This is a genomic window from Gilliamella sp. Nev6-6, from assembly GCF_001690605.1.
GTDB lineage: Bacteria > Pseudomonadota > Gammaproteobacteria > Enterobacterales > Orbaceae > Gilliamella > Gilliamella apicola_C.
Map to the genome: position 1 here is coordinate 89,398 of NZ_LZHP01000016.1, position 18,107 is coordinate 107,504.

Here is an 18,107-nt window from a genome sequence, read left to right on the forward strand (position 1 = left end):
CTTATGCCGCTGTGGTGACTTTTTCGATATTGACTAAAAATGATTTATATTCTGGTGTTTGTGAATTCGCATCACCTAAATGTGGTGTTAATTCATTAACCAAAAATCCTTTCTTTGTCTGACCAGTGAATCCCCAAACAATTGGAATTCCAATGGTTTCGATTTGTTTACCATCAACAGTTAATGTCGGGAGTCGTTTAGTGACAACGGCTTTCGCTTTGATATAACCTCGGTATGACGTCACTTTTACGGTATCACCTACCTTTATGCCTTTTTTATTTGCAAGATTTTCACTTAGTTCAACAAATTGCTCGGGCTGAGTAATTGAAGCCAGCCTTGCATGTTGCGTCCAAAAATGAAAATGCTCAGTAATGCTGTACGTCGTGCCCACGTAAGGGAATTGGCTAGCCTTTCCTAAGCGTTCCAAATCTTCTTTAAATGCACGTGCTACAGGGCTACTTACTTGATTTGGATGTAATGGGTTATTAGTAATAGGTGTTTCAAACGGTTCATAATGTTCTGGGAATGGGCCATCGACTAATCGGTTTAAGCAAAACAATCCACCTAAACCATCGTTATTCATAATAAAAGCGCCTGCCCCTGCATTTGGTGATAATGTTGCAGTAAAATCAGGCACATCATTACCAACCCAGCTTGAGCCATTCCATTTTACTAAAACTCGTTTAGGATCCCACGGCTTACCGTTTTCATCTGCTGAAGCGCGATTATAAAGTACGCGTCGATTCATCGGCCATGACCAAGCCCAACCTGCATGAATACCTTTACCTGATGGATCACTTGGATCGCGTCGTGCCATTTGGTTGCCTTGCTCAGTCCAAGAGCCACAGAATATCCAAATGCCTGATGATGTTGTACCATCTGCTTTTAATTGTGAAAAGCCACTGAGTAGCTGTCCTTTTTTAAGAATCACATTGCCATTGGCATCAGTGATATCAGCCAGCGCACGCCCATTGTAATCTTTGGCTAATTCTTCAGCCGCTGGCCCTTGAGGATCTTCATAGTCCCAAACTAAGTTATCAATTGGATCGTGATAGGCTCCCCCTTCTTGAGCATATAGTTCTTTAATTCTTAAAAAGATACGAGCAATAATTTCAGGATCATATAAAGATTCATAAGGTGGGCGAGCTGCTGCCCAATGCCACTGTAGCCAGCGAGAAGAGTTCACTATTGTTCCGTTTTCCTCAGCAAAACAGTTTGACGGCAATCTAAAGACTTCTGTTTGAATTTTGCTAGAGTCAACATCATTGGATTCACCATGGTTTTTCCAAAACTCAGCCGTTTCTGTTGGCATTGGGTCAATGCTAACTAAAAATTTTAAATTAGATAAGCCGTCACGGATGCTATTTTTATCTGGTAGCGCAGCAAGAGGATTAAAACCTTGGCAGATAAAGCCATTAGCCTGACCATCACGCATCATTTTACTGAATCTTAAGATATCATAGGTTTTATCCCATTTGGGTAACCAATCAAATCCCCAATCATTATCTATAGTCGCTTTATCACCATACATCGACTTCATAAAACTGACAAAGAATTTTGGGTAATTTCCCCAAAAATTGACTTCACTTGGACCAAGTGGTTTTGGTGTTTTTTCTTCCAAATACTGAGTAAGTGAAACTTGAGAATCTTTTGGCAAATCAAGATAGGCTGGTAAACGATTGGATAACAAGCCGACATCGGTTAATCCTTGAATATTTGAATGCCCGCGTAGCGCATTAATTCCCCCCCCCATGACACCTATATTGCCTAAGATCAGTTGGATCATCGCCGCTGTGCGGATGATTTGTGTACCATAAGTATGCTGCGTCCAACCTAATGCATATAAAAAGGTTGCGGCTCTATCATGGGTTTTTGTGCTAGCGAGTGAACGGCAAACATGTAAAAACCCTTCAATTGGGCTACCAGTGACCTTATTTACCATTTCAGGGGTATAACGGCTAACATGCTGTTTTAATAGATTCCAAACGCAACGAGGGTGGCTTAGTGTTTTATCCCGAAGGGCATAACCATTTTCATCTTTTTGATATGCCCAACTGCTTTGATCATATTGGCGGTTAGTTGCATCATAGCCACTAAATAAACCGCTATTTGCGTCAAAATTAAAATCATCACACACAATTAAGCTAGCATTACTGTGTGTGACTAAATAGTCGAAATTAACTTCATTATTAGTAATAAGATAATTAATAATACCGAGCAAAAATGCAATGTCAGAGCCCGCACGAATGGGGACATAATGATCTGCAACCGAAGCGGTTCGATGAAAACGCGGATCAATTGCAATTAATTCTGCACCATTATTAATTTTTGCCTCTATTGCCCATTTAAAACCAACAGGATGAGCTTCTGCAGCATTTCCTCCCATCACCATAACAACGTTAGCATTTTTGATATCATTCCAGTTGTTGGTCATAGCGCCACGACCAAAGGTGGCAGCTAAACTTGATACAGAAGGACCATGACAAACCCTAGCTTGGGTTTCAAGGCTTAACATACCTAAAGCGCGAGCAACTTTAAATGCTAACCAACCCGTTTCGTTACTAGCCGCTGATGTAACAAGCCAGCCTGTGGTTGTCCAGCGATTTACTGTGGTGCCATTCTCATTTTTTTCAATAAAGTTTTTATCTCGGTCTTCTTTCATTAAACGAGCGATGCGGTCAATCGCTTCATCCCAACTAATGCGTTGCCATTTATCTGAGCCTGAAGCTCGATATTCTGGGTATTTAACACGTTGTTCGCTTTTTATAAAATCAAGTACACCTGCCCCTTTCGGACAAAGTGATCCTCGGCTTACCGGATGATCGGGATCGCCCTCTACGTGAAAAATAGATGATTCAGCATTTTTTGCACCATCTCCACGACTATAAAGTAACATTCCGCATCCAACAGAACAATAGGTACAGTTATTACGGGTTTCTTTTGATTTGAGTAATTTAAATTGGCGAGTTTGTGCGAGCGCCACATTTGGAGCGAGTCCTAATGTGGCGACGGTTGTTCCTGCCATACCACCAGCACAGATCTTAAAGAACTGTCTACGGTTAAATAGCATATGGACTCCTTAGAAAACTGACATTACATTATTTATTATATTTTTAAAGCTATAAACTTTCCTATTTATATCAATAATAATCGTTTCTTATGCAGAAATAAAGGAAAATGCTAGTATGAATTACCAAAGTTTGACATATGTCAAAAAATAAGATCATGTTCGTTTTAATTGCCGAAAAGATGAAAAGGAAATCATATTGATATAAAGAAGTTGTAGGTAAAATATACACCTTAATTTAACAAGTTTTCGATTTGATTATGACAAGTTAAAAATATTAACTAAATGGTTTAGCAAGCTCTTTCTTTCGTGCATTCTTATCTGATAATAGGCACTTTAGCAGTGTTTTAAGTGGACATAGTTAAGTCACAGCATCTAATTAGTAATGCATATTAGATTATTGCTTATTAATATTAAAAATAAGAATAAGGTTTGGCAATTTTGCGCTTTTTAGGCTTTTTCTTTTTTTGTGGCTTAAGCTGCCAGCTGGAATTATCCGCTACGTAAATTTCATTTAGCTTTAAATCATAGGGGATGTCTTTTAGCGTGTCGGCAATTTCGTCATAAGGCGAGGGTAACGTAAAATATAAGCCATAATCGTTATCAACAATCAGTGTGCCATATACAATCTTCTGAAATTTGCTCAAAGAGCATAGCTCTTCCATGGTAATACCAGCATATAATTCATTTTTATATTGATTTTGGTATTTACCTAGGTAGTTTTGGTTGCATCCTATGCCAATGATATCGCCATCAAATGTGGTTGTTAGCGTCAATGTATCATCATTTAATGAATAGAAACTCTGTCTAGTCATCTCACCCATTGAAAAATGAAGCTCGTGTTCTTGGTAGTTAACATCAAAATATTGATACATTTCATCGAGATAAGAAAGAATGTTATCACCAATTTGAATATTAGCCATTGATTTATAACTAATAATATCAGCAGTAAAATCAATCATTGATTACCATCCTGAAGTTTGCACATTGCTGTCTCATTTTTGCTATCAGTTTGATTGCTTATCGACATAATTATCAAAACCAGCCAGATAAATTGTATATTGTACAGTTTGCCTCAATTTATGTCATTCATGATAAAATTTGTTGATAGTGCTGTAGAGATGAGTGGATAATAATCTAAGTATGACTAATCGCTAGTAACACGTAATAGTTTGGCATTTTTCTGACGCAGTTTAGTGATGAGCTGTTGTAATTCATCTTGAAAATCATCGATTTGTTGGGTGATTTGCATCAAATCTGCTATTAATGTTGTTAGCTCGTTGCTATTAAAAACGGCATCAGTTTTGTAATAATCACTGATTTTTTTTAATTGTTTAAAGCTACGCCAATTTGTTGATTTGCTAAATATTTTACTATGTAGATCTTCGTTCATAGCAAATTGTACCTGCCGTTGATTATCAAAGTGGATAATAAAATCTAATCCCATTAGTTTAAATACCTTATTGAGCTGGTCATGTAAGTGATTATTTTATGCGTTTATAAGATGATTTGTTGTGTGATTAATCTGATTTTATCATAATAGTCAGATATATCATTGGCGGTTAGTTCATCGCCATAATTGCTGATATGAAATTAATCATGTTCAGCATGATGGCAATAAAATGAAAATAGTGTATATTCAAAAATCAGTAAAATGCCTTTTACTACCTCGTTATAATTATTCGTTTTTCCTAACTGTTGATAGGCTTTTGCTAAGGCTTGGCAATTATTTAATAGTTGATTAAATGTTGATTTATCAAAAAAACTTAGTTCATGCAATTGATACAAAAATGATTGTTCATCTTCTGCTTGGGCTTGATGGATTATGGCGTTTTCCAATTGAGTGATGTTTTGTATATGGCTCATTTTCTATTGGCTTTTCTATTTATTGTTTATCTACCTTCACTTATAGTTTACTTATAGATGATACTCTAAAGTTTAATCCCAAATTATGCAGTTTTAAATTATCAAATAATAGTAGCTAATCATATACTTTAATAAAATTTTTTTAGTCTTCATTATTGGGTAATGTCCATTTATATCAGTCAGCCTTTAGTGAAAGTTGTTAAGTTACTTAAATCATTTTCGTTGGTTAAGCTATTTAGTTGCTTTGGGTCAGCAAGCTAATATGTGATGTAATACATGACAATAATTCTATGAAAATTTTGTCGAAGATTGCCAGCTCAAAATCATCTAGATCGTTTTGGTATTTCATTACATTATCGATACCATAATTTGAATAAACGGTGCAAGTGGCATGTATTATACCCTCTGTGATTTGAATATTGATGATATCGTTATCAAATAGCTCAATGCCGTTAATTGATAATTTGAAGCGAAGATAAATTCGGTGTTTTAAGATATCAATATGTACATAGCTAGCCATATTATGTACTGTAAATTGATCAGCAATATTGGTTTGTAATAAAATGCCTAATTGATTAAATTGAGTTGATAAATGTGATATCAATTCGATCACTTTTTTATTAGAAGACATCACCATGCTTAAATGCTATAACATAATTTATGTGCTAGTACTATTTGTGTTAAACAAGCATATTGTGTAAAAAACATAAGCCATTTATGTTTAATCAGCATATTGTAAAAAAGCGTCATTTTCAATATAGAAAATAAAAGAGTTAAATAAATCTTCTAATGTTGGATTACCTAATTCATTGTTAGCAACTTCAATAATATCTTCAATATCGGCTTTTTCTAGCGTTGGGATCCAGTCTTCTTCTATTGCTTTTTGGGAAAGACCTGAATCAAAATTATTTAACGCATCATCATCCAAAAACCGACCTTGTGTATCAAGTGTCCAAGAGGAGTGATCAGCAGGAAGATAAAAAAAATGATTTGGCATATCCTTTATGTTAGAAAGCACATCACGTATAGCGATAAAATCCATAAATTCCTCTTAAATAACTTGCATGAGATCGTTGCATTTGTAATAAGCGTTTGTAATAAATATACATTAGTTTAATGCAACTTGAGGTAAGTGTCATTATGGCTAAATAAATAATTTATCCATTTAATCACCATCGGCAAGAATTATTTCATCTTCACTGGATGCTTGCTTAAATAGCAAAACGAGTTTTTGGATCTCGCTGTCATTATGCTGATGTAACAAATTGATTAATATTTTTTGATGGTCTGGGTAGATTCTTGTTTGACCATAAGGATCAATCATAATGCCAGTTTTTTGTCTTAAATAAGTAAAAGCGTGATCAAGCAATTGGACTTTTTTATCGTTTAAAACCAGAGATGATTTACTGCCATCTTGATCCGATAAATAGGAAAAATCTAACATCTTTTATATTTCCTAGCCTAGATAACGTGTTGATTAATCTAAATTACATAAATCAATAATATATTGAGGCACATTTTTACGATAACAAATGCTTTTTTTTAAACCCATAGAGCCTTGCTTTGCACATTTTAGCAGATCATCATCACGAATAATAAAAGTACTATCTTCAAGAAAAATATCAATGACAGCTTCGGCAAATGAATTTGGAATATAGTTTAGAGCAAGATTAAAAATACGGTTTTTAGCTTCATTATTTTCTAATAATGATTCAATGATAACTGATGCATTTTGCTGCCATTTGTTAGCCAACAAGATAAAATCTTGCTCATTGATTGTTTCTTGAAGAATGATGTTAACTACCATGTTATAGCCTTTAGCTTACAATGAACAAATAATATTGCACTTCATTAAAGTTATCTCCGAATTAGCGTATTTTTGAATTATTTGATTAATGGGTTTATATCATCGATAGTTTGCATTACTCTAGTTGTAATTAAAGGCTTAAGTGTTTTGTTCATCGTTTCAATTTTAGCTAAGTTTGAGCCATTTTTATCATCTAAATAACCTTGCTCTCTTAGTGATGCAACTAATGTGGAAAATACGCCTTTATCAAAGAATTCAGGGGCATTAATACCATGTAAAATGGATAATCGTTCGGCAATGAGTCGAGCCTCTTTTTCTAGTGTTGCACGGCTAATTGTTGGATCTTTTTGCAATAAAGAAAATGCAATAGCATAACGTTGCAATGTATCTTTAGATGATGAAGCAATTAATTGTAATTCCGACATTTTTAAGTAGTTTAGTGTTAATTTATCTGGCGAATAACAAATTAGGTTTAATTCGGCATAGATTTTAATAATTTTATCTACATATTCAGTGAGTTGTTCATCATTGTGATAAACAAATAGCTCTGATTTGATTAACGGAAAAAGTCGTTTTACTTGTTCTAAAACTTCATCCGATGAAATCCGGTTATGTTTGAGTAAAATTCTGGCCACAATAGCTGGAATAATCAGTAAATGCTGAATATTATTACGATAATAAGTCATTAAAACCGCTTGTTCGTTAGTTAAACCAACAATTTCGCCAGCTTCGTCTGTGGTAATAACAAATTTTCCCATTTCTTTGGCATGCTCAAACAATTCTTCTGGCGTTTGTTCTGGAATGGTTATCAACTCTGAATAAGGAATATTTTTTAATAATTTTAACAAATAATCAATCAGTTCAATTAATCTAACTTTCGTTAATGCACGTTGATCTGCCGCTAATAATATTGAACAGCATAAGTTCATTGCATTGATTGCAGCTGAAGAGTTGATGTGCTCCATAATTTGTTTGGCAAGTAAATTGGTTGTTGGTGTTAACCATTGCGGGCGTTGAGCACCAGTCGGCTCGATTGCATCTCGCCATTCTGGAACTTGTTGGTTCAAAAATTGATTTAACGGTATTGGTTGACCAAAATTCACATAGCCAAATCCCAATTTTTTTAATTTTAAAAATGCTTTTAGAGTACGCCACAAGCTTTCTTTTTCTTTCTTTGCTCCTCGTAGCTCATTGGCATAGGTAGCGACTTCTAACACATGCTCATAACCAATATAAACAGGAACAACGGTAATCGGTCTTGCATCACCACGTAATAATGTTTGAATTGTCATCATTAACATACCTGTTTTAGGATCGAGTAATCTACCTGTACGAGATCGCCCACCTTCAACAAAATATTCAACAGCATAACCACGGATAAAAAGTTCCGCTAAATATTCTCGAAAAACAGATGTATAAAGTTTGTTACCTCGGAATGAACGGCGAATAAAAAATGCGCCCAATCGCCTAAAAATAGGTCCTGCTGGCCAAAAGTTCAAATTAATGCCAGCAGCAATATGAGGAGGAACTAATCCTTGTCGATAAAGCACATAAGAGAGTAATAGGTAATCCATATGGCTGCGGTGGCAAGGAGCATAGACAATTTCATGCCCATTTTGGGCAAGCTCTCGAACAGGATCGGCATTAGTGACTTTAAGACCTTGATAAAGCCTATTCCACGCCCAGGTCAGCACAAAATCGGTTATTCGTAGCATACGATAAGAAAAATTAGCGGCAATTTCATTTAAAATCGCTAATGCGTTTTTCTTTGCTTTATCAAGGTCAATATTTTTACTTTTTGCTTCTTCTTGTATTGCTTCGCTAATTACTTGCTTTTTTAGTAAGTTATTTAGCATCGCTTGACGAACAGGAAGCTTAGGTCCGATTGATGCCATACGTTGTTTGGCGAAATGGATGCGTGCAACGCGTGCTAGTTTATGCGCTAAAATAGGAAGATCTTGCTGTTTATCAACATGAATATCTTTAAATGAAACTGTACGAGAAAATCGAGTATAACAATCTCTGCCTGACGTGATGATTTTTAAAAATTTGCTAGTTGCGCCAAGTACCTGTAATGATAGTTTTTTCTTCCCTTCGATATCAGGCTTGCGACCAAACATAACCGAAACAGGTAACATTTGGACATCAAGATCATGATTTTGTTGATGTGCTGAAATATAATCTCTTAAAATTTCAATTGCTTTATTTTTTTGTTGGTTGGATGCAAAAATACCAGGACCTTTATCAATATAGATGTAAGCGGGAATGTTTTTACCATTGATATCTAAGCCTGCTAATGGATCAGGTAAATTATATCGCAAACAAAGCGATCGCAACACCATCAAATCAATTTGAGAGTTATAAGGTAAGACATATAAAATTGGTTTATCGGTATCAAGGTCTAGTTCTATTATTGGATCGGTAGGAACAGGTTTACTTTTCACAAAAAGTTTCACCAAGATTTGGATAAGAAAAAAATAAGCTTTAGCCCACCAAGAAAACATAAAAAATAAACCTCATACCTTTGTGTTATTGATATACTTAACTGACCTTAATTGTTTACCCATCAACCCACCACAAGCAAGTATTTTGCTTGTAAACAGACATAGTACTCTTTTTGGGCATTGAGATAAGCAATGAATTAAGTATATACTGTTATCGTTTAATCGTTAGCAAATTTGCACAACCTTTAGACTATATGATTTAAAATCCACTAAAAGATAAGATGATAACGATATAGTAACATGATAGTCATATTATATCGGTTTAATGCTATCAACGCCACGAATGTAACAGGCTTTTATTTCCAATGCTGATTTTATAAGTAATTTTTTATCTTTGATTTTTTTCTCAAGTTACTGAGTATAGCCTATCTAATTTATAAAAAAGATGATTATTTTTGTAACACTCTTTTATTTTTTGTAAAAAAGATTATCTTATTAAGCATCCCAAACAATTCCCCATAAGTCTATTAAACACGATGAAATTATATAGTCTTTCTCGCACCAAAATTAGCATTGCATTTATATCAGCATGTATAACGACCCCTTATAATACAACCCGTTTTATCAAGGATTTGATTGCTGGAATTACGGTTGGTATTATTGCTATCCCCTTAGCAATGGCATTAGCAATTGCAAGTGGCGTGCCACCACAGCATGGGCTATATACCGCAATTATAGCAGGCTTTATTATTGCATTAACGGGTGGTTCTCGCTTTAGTGTTTCTGGCCCTACTGCCGCATTTGTCGTTATTTTGTACCCCGTATCATTACAATATGGATTATCAGGATTACTCATTGCAACACTACTATCTGGCATATTTCTTATATTAATGGGAATAATTCGCTTAGGTAGATTAATCGAATATATACCATTACCTGTTGTATTAGGCTTCACATCAGGTATTGCTATTACGATAGCAACTATGCAAATTAAAGATTTTTTTGGCTTGCAGCTCGAACATATGCCAGAAAGTTATATTAGTAAAGTGATTGAGCTAACTAAAGCACTACCTACCATCAATATAGCAGACACCTTAGTCGGAGCTGTAACACTAATAGTATTAATTATGTGGCCAAGGCTTAAATTAAGAATATCTGGCCACTTACCTGCACTCGTTGCCGGTATTATAGTCATGTTTATTTTTAATCAATTTGGCTATCAAATTGAAACAATTGGTTCACGTTTTACCTATACATTAGCCGATAATACCCTAGGGCATGGTATACCCTCTGTACTACCAGAATTTGCTTTACCTTGGCAACATACTGATTTTAAATGGGATTGGTTAACACTCAGCGCTTTATTACCGATTTCGCTTACCATGGCCATGTTGTGCGCTATAGAATCGTTATTGTGTGCAGTAGTATTAGATGAAATGACGCATACCAAACATCATTCAAATAGTGAACTCATTGGCCAAGGGTTAGGTAATATTATTGCGCCGTTTTTTGGTGGAATTTCAGCAACTGCTGCTATCGCACGGTCGGCAGCTAATGTCAAAGCGGGGGCAACTTCACCTATTGCTGCGGTGTTACATGCCTTGGTTGTTTTACTGGCGCTTATCTGTTTTGCGCCAGCATTATCATTTATTCCGCTTTCGGCTATGTCTGCGCTATTACTTATCGTGGCATGGAATATGAGTGCGGTTCAACGCGTTATTTATATTATCAAATGTGCACCTAAAGACGATATTTTAATTATGTTGCTTTGTATGTCACTAACAGTACTATTTGATATGGTGATAGCTATTACATTGGGAATCGTGCTTGCATCAATTCTATTTATGCGCAGAATAGCCCGAATGACGCGTTTAGTTGAACTTAATCGCAGTAATGACAAAACCTTAGTACTTCGTATTAATGGACCGCTGTTTTTTGCTGCTGCTGAGCGTACCTTTTTAGAAATTTATCAAAAAATTAATGGATATCAACACATAATACTACAATGGGATGCGGTACCCATACTTGATGCTGGTGGGCTTAATGCTTTAATACATTTTATTGATGAGTTACCTGAAAATGTTGATTTATCAATCTGTGAGTTACAATTTCAGCCATTAAAAACATTAGCTAGAGCTAAAATTGTTCCTATTTCTAACAAACTCATGTTCTATTCAACATTAGACGAAGCACTGAAAGATAAAGATTAATTGTAAATTTAGTTTTATTATATTGTCTAATTTATATGCACAGTAATTGTTTTGATAAAACAATTACTGTGCAATGAATTGTATCACAGCCTTTCTTTTCACTGATTAATCACTTGTGACAAAACCACCTGTCTTAAAAGTGATTTTAATTTCAAACCCAAATTTAACTTATAAAATAGGAAAGTAATATGATATCTAACCAAAATAATTTATACGGTCTTAAACAAAAATCAAACTGGTTTATTTTAGTGGGTGTTATTTTAATTATATTAGGAGGCTTCGCATTAGGTTATCAGTTCATTGCAACTGTTTTTTCGGTCTATGTTATTGGTTCATTAATTTTGATCGCGGGTATTATCCAAGCACTACATTCATTTCAGGTTAAAAGTTTCGGTCAATCTGCACTATGGGCTGTAATGGGGGTACTATATATTTTTATTGGTTTAATGTCATTTTTCCAACCTGTTACCGTTTCGTCCGCTTTAACCTTAGTGGTTTCCTTTTTGTTAATTATGAGTGGTTTTACGCAAATATTTGCTGCTATGAATAACCGTGATTTACCTCGTTGGGGGTGGATACTCACATCCGGTATTATCACCCTCATTTTAGGATTTATGATTATCACTGGTTGGCCATACGACAGTCTTTACGTTTTAGGTATGTTTTTAGGTATTGATCTTATTTTTCAAGGTTGGGCATATGTCGCTATTGGTTTTGCTTTAAAGGCCATCAATAGTAAATAGGTTCGTTCACTGCTCACAATCAAGCTATTTGCCATTAGCGGTGGCCACTGATTGTGAGCAGATCAATGTTTAATGTCGTTTAGGTTTTCAGTTTTTTAATTTTAGGTTAAGGCATTAATTTTTATTTAAAATAGTTAAATATTTAGAGCATTACATGCAAAAACAGTCTTTTATGACAACCTTTTCATATTTTAAGCCGGCAATTTACTTTAGGTATTGGCGCATTCCCATACAAAATAGCTACAACAATCATTTTCAGTAGGTATACAAATTACGGATATACAAATTGTATGCATACTACTTTTAAAAATCATTCAGAAAAGCCATTGATTTTATTGGAGTTTTTTAGTCTAGCTAGTCTACACTGTTACAACCTAGTAACTCACTCATTTATAACCAACTGATTTTTTAAATTATATTTAGTTTTTTTGCATATCTTAATGCCAGCAAAAGCGTTGCTATTGTAAAAAATAGCTAATTATTTATAGTTTTTGTTGGTTTTCGCTTTTACTTCTTGCATTGTTTGTAAAATTCGATGATAGTTGGCAAGCCTGGATGGTGCAATATTACCATCTTGCACGGCTTTTTGTAGCAAACAACCTGGCGTATCAAAGTGATTACAATCACGAAACTGACAACCGCCAAGATAGTTATCAAATTCTTTAAAGCCACTTATCACTTGTTCAGGCTCTAGATGCCATAAGCCAAATTCACGTATTCCTGGTGAATCAATAATATCGCCACCATTGGGTAAATGATAGAGCCTTGACGAGGTTGTTGTATGTTGCCCAAGACCAGATATTTCTGAAATACCGCCAGTCATCGCCAATTGTGATTGATGAGGTAATAGCAAATTTATAATGCTTGATTTACCCACACCAGATTGACCAACTAAAATTGAAACCTTACCTTGCAAGATATCTTGTAATACTGCAATACCTTGTTGATGCTGGCATGAAACATACAACACTTGATAACCAATATGAGTATAAATCGCCAATTTTTTTTCAACCTCAGCACGTTGCTGATCATTGAGTAAATCAATTTTGTTTAAAACAATAATGGGTTGTATATCAGTACTTTCACAAGCGACTAAATAGCGATCGATAATATTAAGTGATAACTCTGGCAAAACAGCGGAAATAATCACGATTTGATCAACATTAGCTGCAACAGGTTTTACCCCATCATAAAAATCAGGTCGAACAAGTTCAGAATGCCTAGGGTGAACGGCTTCAATAATACCGTTGGTGTTTGGCTCTAAACTTTCACGCCACACCACTTTATCACCAGTCACTAACGAAGGTAACGTACGTCGAATACTACACCGATAAATAAGCCCACCACTATCTTCAACATCAGCCGATTTACCATAACGGCTTACCACCACACCATCACGAGGTGATGAAAAACTTGCTAGGTTTTCATCTTGCCTTATGGCTAATCGTTGTTGATGTTTTGCCGCCACACGTCTTTTTTGATTATTGGAAAGTCGATTTTTTGCCATAGTACTCATTTTTTGCTAAAACAGATTGTCAGTTATGCTACACTACTGCGTATCAAAAAGAAAATTTCTATCAAAAATTATGAACAACCAACCACAAATTAACAGTAGTCATCTTATTTGGATCGATCTTGAAATGACGGGGCTTAATCCAATAACCGATCGTATTATTGAAATTGCAACTATTGTGACTGATTCTAACTTAACTATTCTTGCTGAAGGACCTGTAATTGCGGTTCATCAATCTGATGAGCAATTAGCATTGATGGATGAGTGGAACCAAAACACCCACGGTAAATCAGGATTAATTGAACGTGTTCGAAAAAGCACTATCACTGAACAGCAAGCCGAACAGCAGACTATCGAATTTTTAAAACAGTGGGTACCTGAAAACTGCTCACCTATTTGCGGTAATACCATTGGTCAAGATCGCCGTTTTTTATTCAACTACATGCCTAATTTAGAAAGCTATTTTCATTATCGCTATTTAGATGTCAGTACCATCAAAGAATTAGCCAAACGTTGGAAGCCTGAAATATTAAAAGGAATTAGCAAACAGAGCTCACACCAAGCGCTTGATGATATTCGTGATTCAATTGCCGAGCTGGCTTATTATCGTCAGCACTTTTTTGATCTATCAAGATAATTGATTGATATGCAAATTTTATATACCGTTTTATTATATTTGATTCAGCCCTTAGTGTGGCTAAGGTTACTTTGGCGCAGTCGTAAAGCTCCGGCTTATCGAAAGCGGTGGCGTGAGCGCTATGGTTTTTGTAAAAATAAAGTGAAAGCTAATAGTATTTTAGTGCATGCCGTATCGGTCGGTGAAACGATTGCTGCGATTCCACTCATTAAAGCGCTACAACAGCAATACCCTAATTTACCTATTACTGTTACTACCATGACGCCAACAGGATCTGAGCGAGTTAAAGCATTGCTCGGCGATAGTGTCAATCATGTATATTTACCTTATGATTTACCTTGCGCGATAAATCGTTTTTTAAAAACGACCCAGCCTAAGTTAGTTATCATTATGGAAACGGAGCTTTGGCCTAATTTTATTTGCCAGTGCCATAAACGAAATATTCCATTGGTTATTGCCAATGCTAGATTATCGCAACGCTCTGCTAACAGATATCACAAACTAGGATCGGCTATTGGTAAATTATTGTCAAAAATCAGTATAGTGGCAGCTCAAAATAAACAAGATGGCGAACGGTTTGTCGCATTGGGGTTGCCAAACGATCATTTAGCGATAACAGGTAGTATCAAATTTGACATTAATTTAACGGATCAACAGCGGCAAACAACCACAAAGCTAAAGCAACAATGGCAATTAAACCAACCTGTCTTTATCGCTGCAAGCACACATCATGGTGAAGATGAAATCATCCTAGCTGCCTTTGAACTTTTGTTAACCAAACATCCTGATTTACTATTAATTATTGTTCCTCGCCATCCAGAGCGTTTTAAAGCAGTTGAAAAATTAATTAATGATCACGGGTTAACTTATATAAACCGTAGTAGTAAGCAAGTTCCTACTAAACAAACGCAAGTCATTTTAGGCGACACAATGGGCGAGTTAGCCACGCTTTACGGTCTTGCCGATATCGCTTTCGTTGGCGGTAGTTTAGTGAAACATGGTGGGCATAACCCATTAGAGCCAGCTCTCCACCATATTCCTATCATTAGTGGCGAACATTTTTTCAATTTTAAAGTTATTTGTGAACAGCTTATTACAGCTAAAGGGATGATCATTTGTGATAGCTCCCCAGCTTCCCTTTATTCAGCAATTAATGATCTTTTAGAAAATAACACCAATCGTAAACAGATTGGCGAAAATGCTTATCAAGTATTAAAACAAAATCAAGGCGCACTAGGTAGGCTTCTTGATGTTATCAACCCTTATCTTTGTGTCAAATAAGGCTCGCTTATGGACAAAAAACAAGGATTATTGCTAGTTAATCTAGGCACACCAAATGCGGCAACGCCAGATGCAATAAAGCAGTATCTAACCGAGTTTTTGCTTGATCGGCATGTAGTTGATTTGCCAAAACTGCTTTGGTATCCAATTTTAAAGTACCGCGTAATACCTAAACGAGTGCCTTATATTATTAATCATTACCAAAAAATCTGGATAAATAACGCCTCGCCTTTATTGCATTATAGCCGATTATTATGTGATAAATTACAACACCATTTACCTAATATTCAATGTGAATTAGCCATGACTTATGGCGATCCCAATTTGCAATCTGCGTTAAATAACCTGCGATCATGCACAAAAATTACAGTATTACCTCTCTTTCCACAATATTCAACAACCACTACACTCGCAGTACTTGATAAAATCAAGCAAATTATAACTTCGCTCAATATCATTGATCATATTGACTATATTCGAGATTATGCCGATCATCGAAGCTATATCAATGCACTTTATCTACAAATTAAACAGGCTTTTCACCACCAAGGAGAACCTGACGTGCTTGTGCTTTCTTATCATGGCATTCCTGAGCGTTATATCCATAACCGCAATGATGATTATATACAACGTTGCGAAATGACCACGCAGTTATTAGTCAAAAAATGTCGAGAAAATGGTATAAATATCCCCATTCAAATGGCTTATCAATCCAAATTTGGCAAAGGTAAATGGGTTACACCAAGCACCAGTAGCACACTACAAATTTTAGCTCAAAGAGGCGTTAAAAATGTGCAAGTCATCTGCCCAGGATTTTCGGTAGACTGTATTGAGACCATTTACGAAATTGACGAAGAAAATCGAGAAGTTTTTTTAAATGCAGGTGGCAAAAACTTTTATTATATTCCTGCATTAAATGACACTCATTTACAGATTAATTTAATTATAGATTTAATAAATTATATTCAACCAGTTAAACTTAAAAACTGATATTCAAAAACACAGTAACTTGAAACGTTTTTACAACATAATACGATTAATAAAATAAAAAAGCAGATATCTTTCAAATAATTCAAATTTTAAACTAACAAATATTAAAACCAAGCAGTTATCTATCACCCGTATGATTGATAACGTATGATAAGCTAGTATTGAATAATTCTGTTTTTGAGCACTAAGGAGAAAATTAAGTGAAAATAATCATCATTGGCGCTCAAGCCGCAGGCGCAAGTGCTGCGGCAAAAGCCAAAAGAACAAACCCTGAGGCCACCATCCGTATTTATGAAAAATCGGATATTGTATCGTTTGGTGCTTGTGGGTTACCTTATTTCATTGGTAACCACTTTACTGATGCCAATGAAATGATATCCAGAACACCAGCACAATTCCAAAAAGATGGCATTGAAATCAAGACACAACATGAAGTTATTGCACTTGATGTTAATCAAAAAAAATTAACCATTAAAGATCTCAATACAGGCAATTGCTTTGATGATAACTACGATAAGCTACTACTCGCGGTTGGTGCTAGCCCCATTATTCCGCCTTTTAAAAATAATCAACTAAAAAATATCTTCACCTTACGCGATCTACATGATGGGCTAGCAATCAAACAAGCGTTAACCAATCCAAATACCCAAAATGTTATTGTTGTTGGTGCTGGGTATATTGGGCTTGAAATAGCCGAATCACTCGTTGCCCTACAAAAAAAAGTTAAACTTATTCAGCTAGATGATAGAATTCTTGTTGATGCTTTTGATGAGCAAATTACTGAACTGATAGAAGAAAACATCAAACAACATTGTGACCTACACTTACAAGAACGCGTGTTAGGCTTTGAAGGGGCTCATACAGTCACTCATGTGGTTACCGATAAATCGCAATACCCAGCAGATGTTGTTATCATTGCAACAGGTGTAAAACCCAATAGTGCTATCTATAAAAACATGGGGATCAACACACTTGAAAACGGCGCAGTCATAACCAATCGCTTTGGGCAAACCAATATTACTGACATCTACGCCGCTGGAGATTGTGCCGCACTTCACCATAGAATTAGCCAATCAATGGTGTATATTCCGCTTGCTACAGGCGCAAACAAGCTTGGTAAAATCGTAGGCGAAAATTTAGGCGGAGGACATAATGAATACCCCGGTACTATTGGCACATCAGCCCTAAAGGTTTTTGATATTGAGGCAGGGCGAGCTGGTTTAACCGAAAGCGAAGCAAAAAAAGCCAAAATTCCTTATAAAACTGTAATGGTTAAAGATAAAAACCATAGCAACTATGTTGCTGGGCAAACAAGTGTAACAGCAAAACTGATTTACCATGCCGATACTCGCGAGATTTTAGGAGGGCAAATAGTTGGTGGAAGTGGTGCGGCATTAAGAGTAAATACGTTAGCAACTGCAATATGGGCAAATTTAAAAATTGATGAGTTTGCCATGATGGATTTTTTGTATGCGCCACCATTTTCAAGACCATGGGATATTTTAAATATTGCCGGATCTATAGCAAAATAAAAATACTTGCTTATCTA

At 35.5% G+C, this 18,107-nt stretch carries 16 protein-coding genes; 6 read left to right on the forward strand and 10 right to left on the reverse strand.

Features of this window, described 5'->3' with window-relative positions; translation table 11 throughout:
* Position 1: 1 nt before the first annotated feature.
* The 9 genes from fdnG to plsB all read right to left on the reverse strand — a co-directional run bounded on the left by fdnG (position 2) and on the right by plsB (position 9,244).
* On the reverse strand, positions 2-3,070 hold the full coding sequence (fdnG, locus tag A9G42_RS02285; protein ID WP_082211766.1) for a formate dehydrogenase-N subunit alpha: 3,069 nt from the start codon (positions 3,068-3,070) through the stop codon (positions 2-4).
* Between the two features lie 410 nt (positions 3,071-3,480).
* Positions 3,481-4,029: a hypothetical protein gene (locus A9G42_RS02290; protein WP_065567374.1), complete on the reverse strand. Its 549-nt coding sequence runs from the start codon at positions 4,027-4,029 to the stop codon at positions 3,481-3,483.
* A 185-nt stretch (positions 4,030-4,214) separates the two neighbouring features.
* A complete protein-coding gene (locus tag A9G42_RS02295) occupies positions 4,215-4,514 on the reverse strand; it encodes a hypothetical protein (RefSeq protein WP_065652513.1) in 300 nt (99 codons plus the stop codon).
* Positions 4,515-4,660: 146 nt separating this feature from the next.
* Positions 4,661-4,933 (reverse strand): hypothetical protein, encoded by a 273-nt coding sequence (locus tag A9G42_RS02300; RefSeq protein ID WP_065652514.1) that lies wholly within the window; start codon positions 4,931-4,933, stop codon positions 4,661-4,663.
* 235 nt (positions 4,934-5,168) lie between these two features.
* Positions 5,169-5,570 (reverse strand): hypothetical protein, encoded by a 402-nt coding sequence (locus tag A9G42_RS02305; RefSeq protein WP_065652515.1) that lies wholly within the window; start codon positions 5,568-5,570, stop codon positions 5,169-5,171.
* 84 nt (positions 5,571-5,654) lie between these two features.
* Positions 5,655-5,975, reverse strand: a complete 321-nt coding sequence (locus A9G42_RS02310; RefSeq protein ID WP_065567371.1) for a DUF7716 domain-containing protein — start codon at positions 5,973-5,975, stop codon at positions 5,655-5,657.
* Positions 5,976-6,098: 123 nt separating this feature from the next.
* Positions 6,099-6,377, reverse strand: coding sequence for a hypothetical protein (locus A9G42_RS02315; RefSeq protein WP_065579937.1), 279 nt, complete (start codon positions 6,375-6,377; stop codon positions 6,099-6,101).
* A gap of 33 nt (positions 6,378-6,410) precedes the next feature.
* Complete coding sequence (locus tag A9G42_RS02320) at positions 6,411-6,740, reverse strand: hypothetical protein (RefSeq protein ID WP_065652516.1); 330 nt, start codon at positions 6,738-6,740, stop codon at positions 6,411-6,413.
* 77 nt (positions 6,741-6,817) lie between these two features.
* Positions 6,818-9,244, reverse strand: a complete 2,427-nt coding sequence (gene plsB / locus A9G42_RS02325; protein ID WP_065652517.1) for a glycerol-3-phosphate 1-O-acyltransferase PlsB — start codon at positions 9,242-9,244, stop codon at positions 6,818-6,820.
* Positions 9,245-9,720: 476 nt separating this feature from the next.
* Here plsB and dauA point away from each other — a divergent pair, with 476 nt between their 5' ends.
* On the forward strand, positions 9,721-11,394 hold the full coding sequence (gene dauA, locus A9G42_RS02330; RefSeq protein WP_065583033.1) for a C4-dicarboxylic acid transporter DauA: 1,674 nt from the start codon (positions 9,721-9,723) through the stop codon (positions 11,392-11,394).
* A 188-nt stretch (positions 11,395-11,582) separates the two neighbouring features.
* Positions 11,583-12,137 (forward strand): HdeD family acid-resistance protein, encoded by a 555-nt coding sequence (locus A9G42_RS02335; RefSeq protein ID WP_065583032.1) that lies wholly within the window; start codon positions 11,583-11,585, stop codon positions 12,135-12,137.
* Between the two features lie 478 nt (positions 12,138-12,615).
* Here the strand turns inward: A9G42_RS02335 and rsgA are convergent, their stop codons facing one another.
* Positions 12,616-13,644: a small ribosomal subunit biogenesis GTPase RsgA gene (rsgA, locus tag A9G42_RS02340; RefSeq protein ID WP_065652518.1), complete on the reverse strand. Its 1,029-nt coding sequence runs from the start codon at positions 13,642-13,644 to the stop codon at positions 12,616-12,618.
* Between the two features lie 79 nt (positions 13,645-13,723).
* Here rsgA and orn point away from each other — a divergent pair, with 79 nt between their 5' ends.
* From orn to A9G42_RS02360, 4 genes are all read left to right on the forward strand, one after another.
* Positions 13,724-14,287 (forward strand): oligoribonuclease, encoded by a 564-nt coding sequence (orn, locus tag A9G42_RS02345; RefSeq protein WP_065567364.1) that lies wholly within the window; start codon positions 13,724-13,726, stop codon positions 14,285-14,287.
* A gap of 9 nt (positions 14,288-14,296) precedes the next feature.
* Positions 14,297-15,568 (forward strand): lipid IV(A) 3-deoxy-D-manno-octulosonic acid transferase, encoded by a 1,272-nt coding sequence (waaA, locus tag A9G42_RS02350; RefSeq protein WP_065652545.1) that lies wholly within the window; start codon positions 14,297-14,299, stop codon positions 15,566-15,568.
* 9 nt (positions 15,569-15,577) lie between these two features.
* Entirely contained in the window at positions 15,578-16,558 is a 981-nt protein-coding gene (gene hemH / locus A9G42_RS02355) for a ferrochelatase (protein ID WP_065567363.1), read from the forward strand.
* Positions 16,559-16,758: 200 nt separating this feature from the next.
* Positions 16,759-18,090: a CoA-disulfide reductase gene (locus A9G42_RS02360; protein WP_065652519.1), complete on the forward strand. Its 1,332-nt coding sequence runs from the start codon at positions 16,759-16,761 to the stop codon at positions 18,088-18,090.
* The last annotated feature ends 17 nt before the right edge of the window (positions 18,091-18,107 follow it).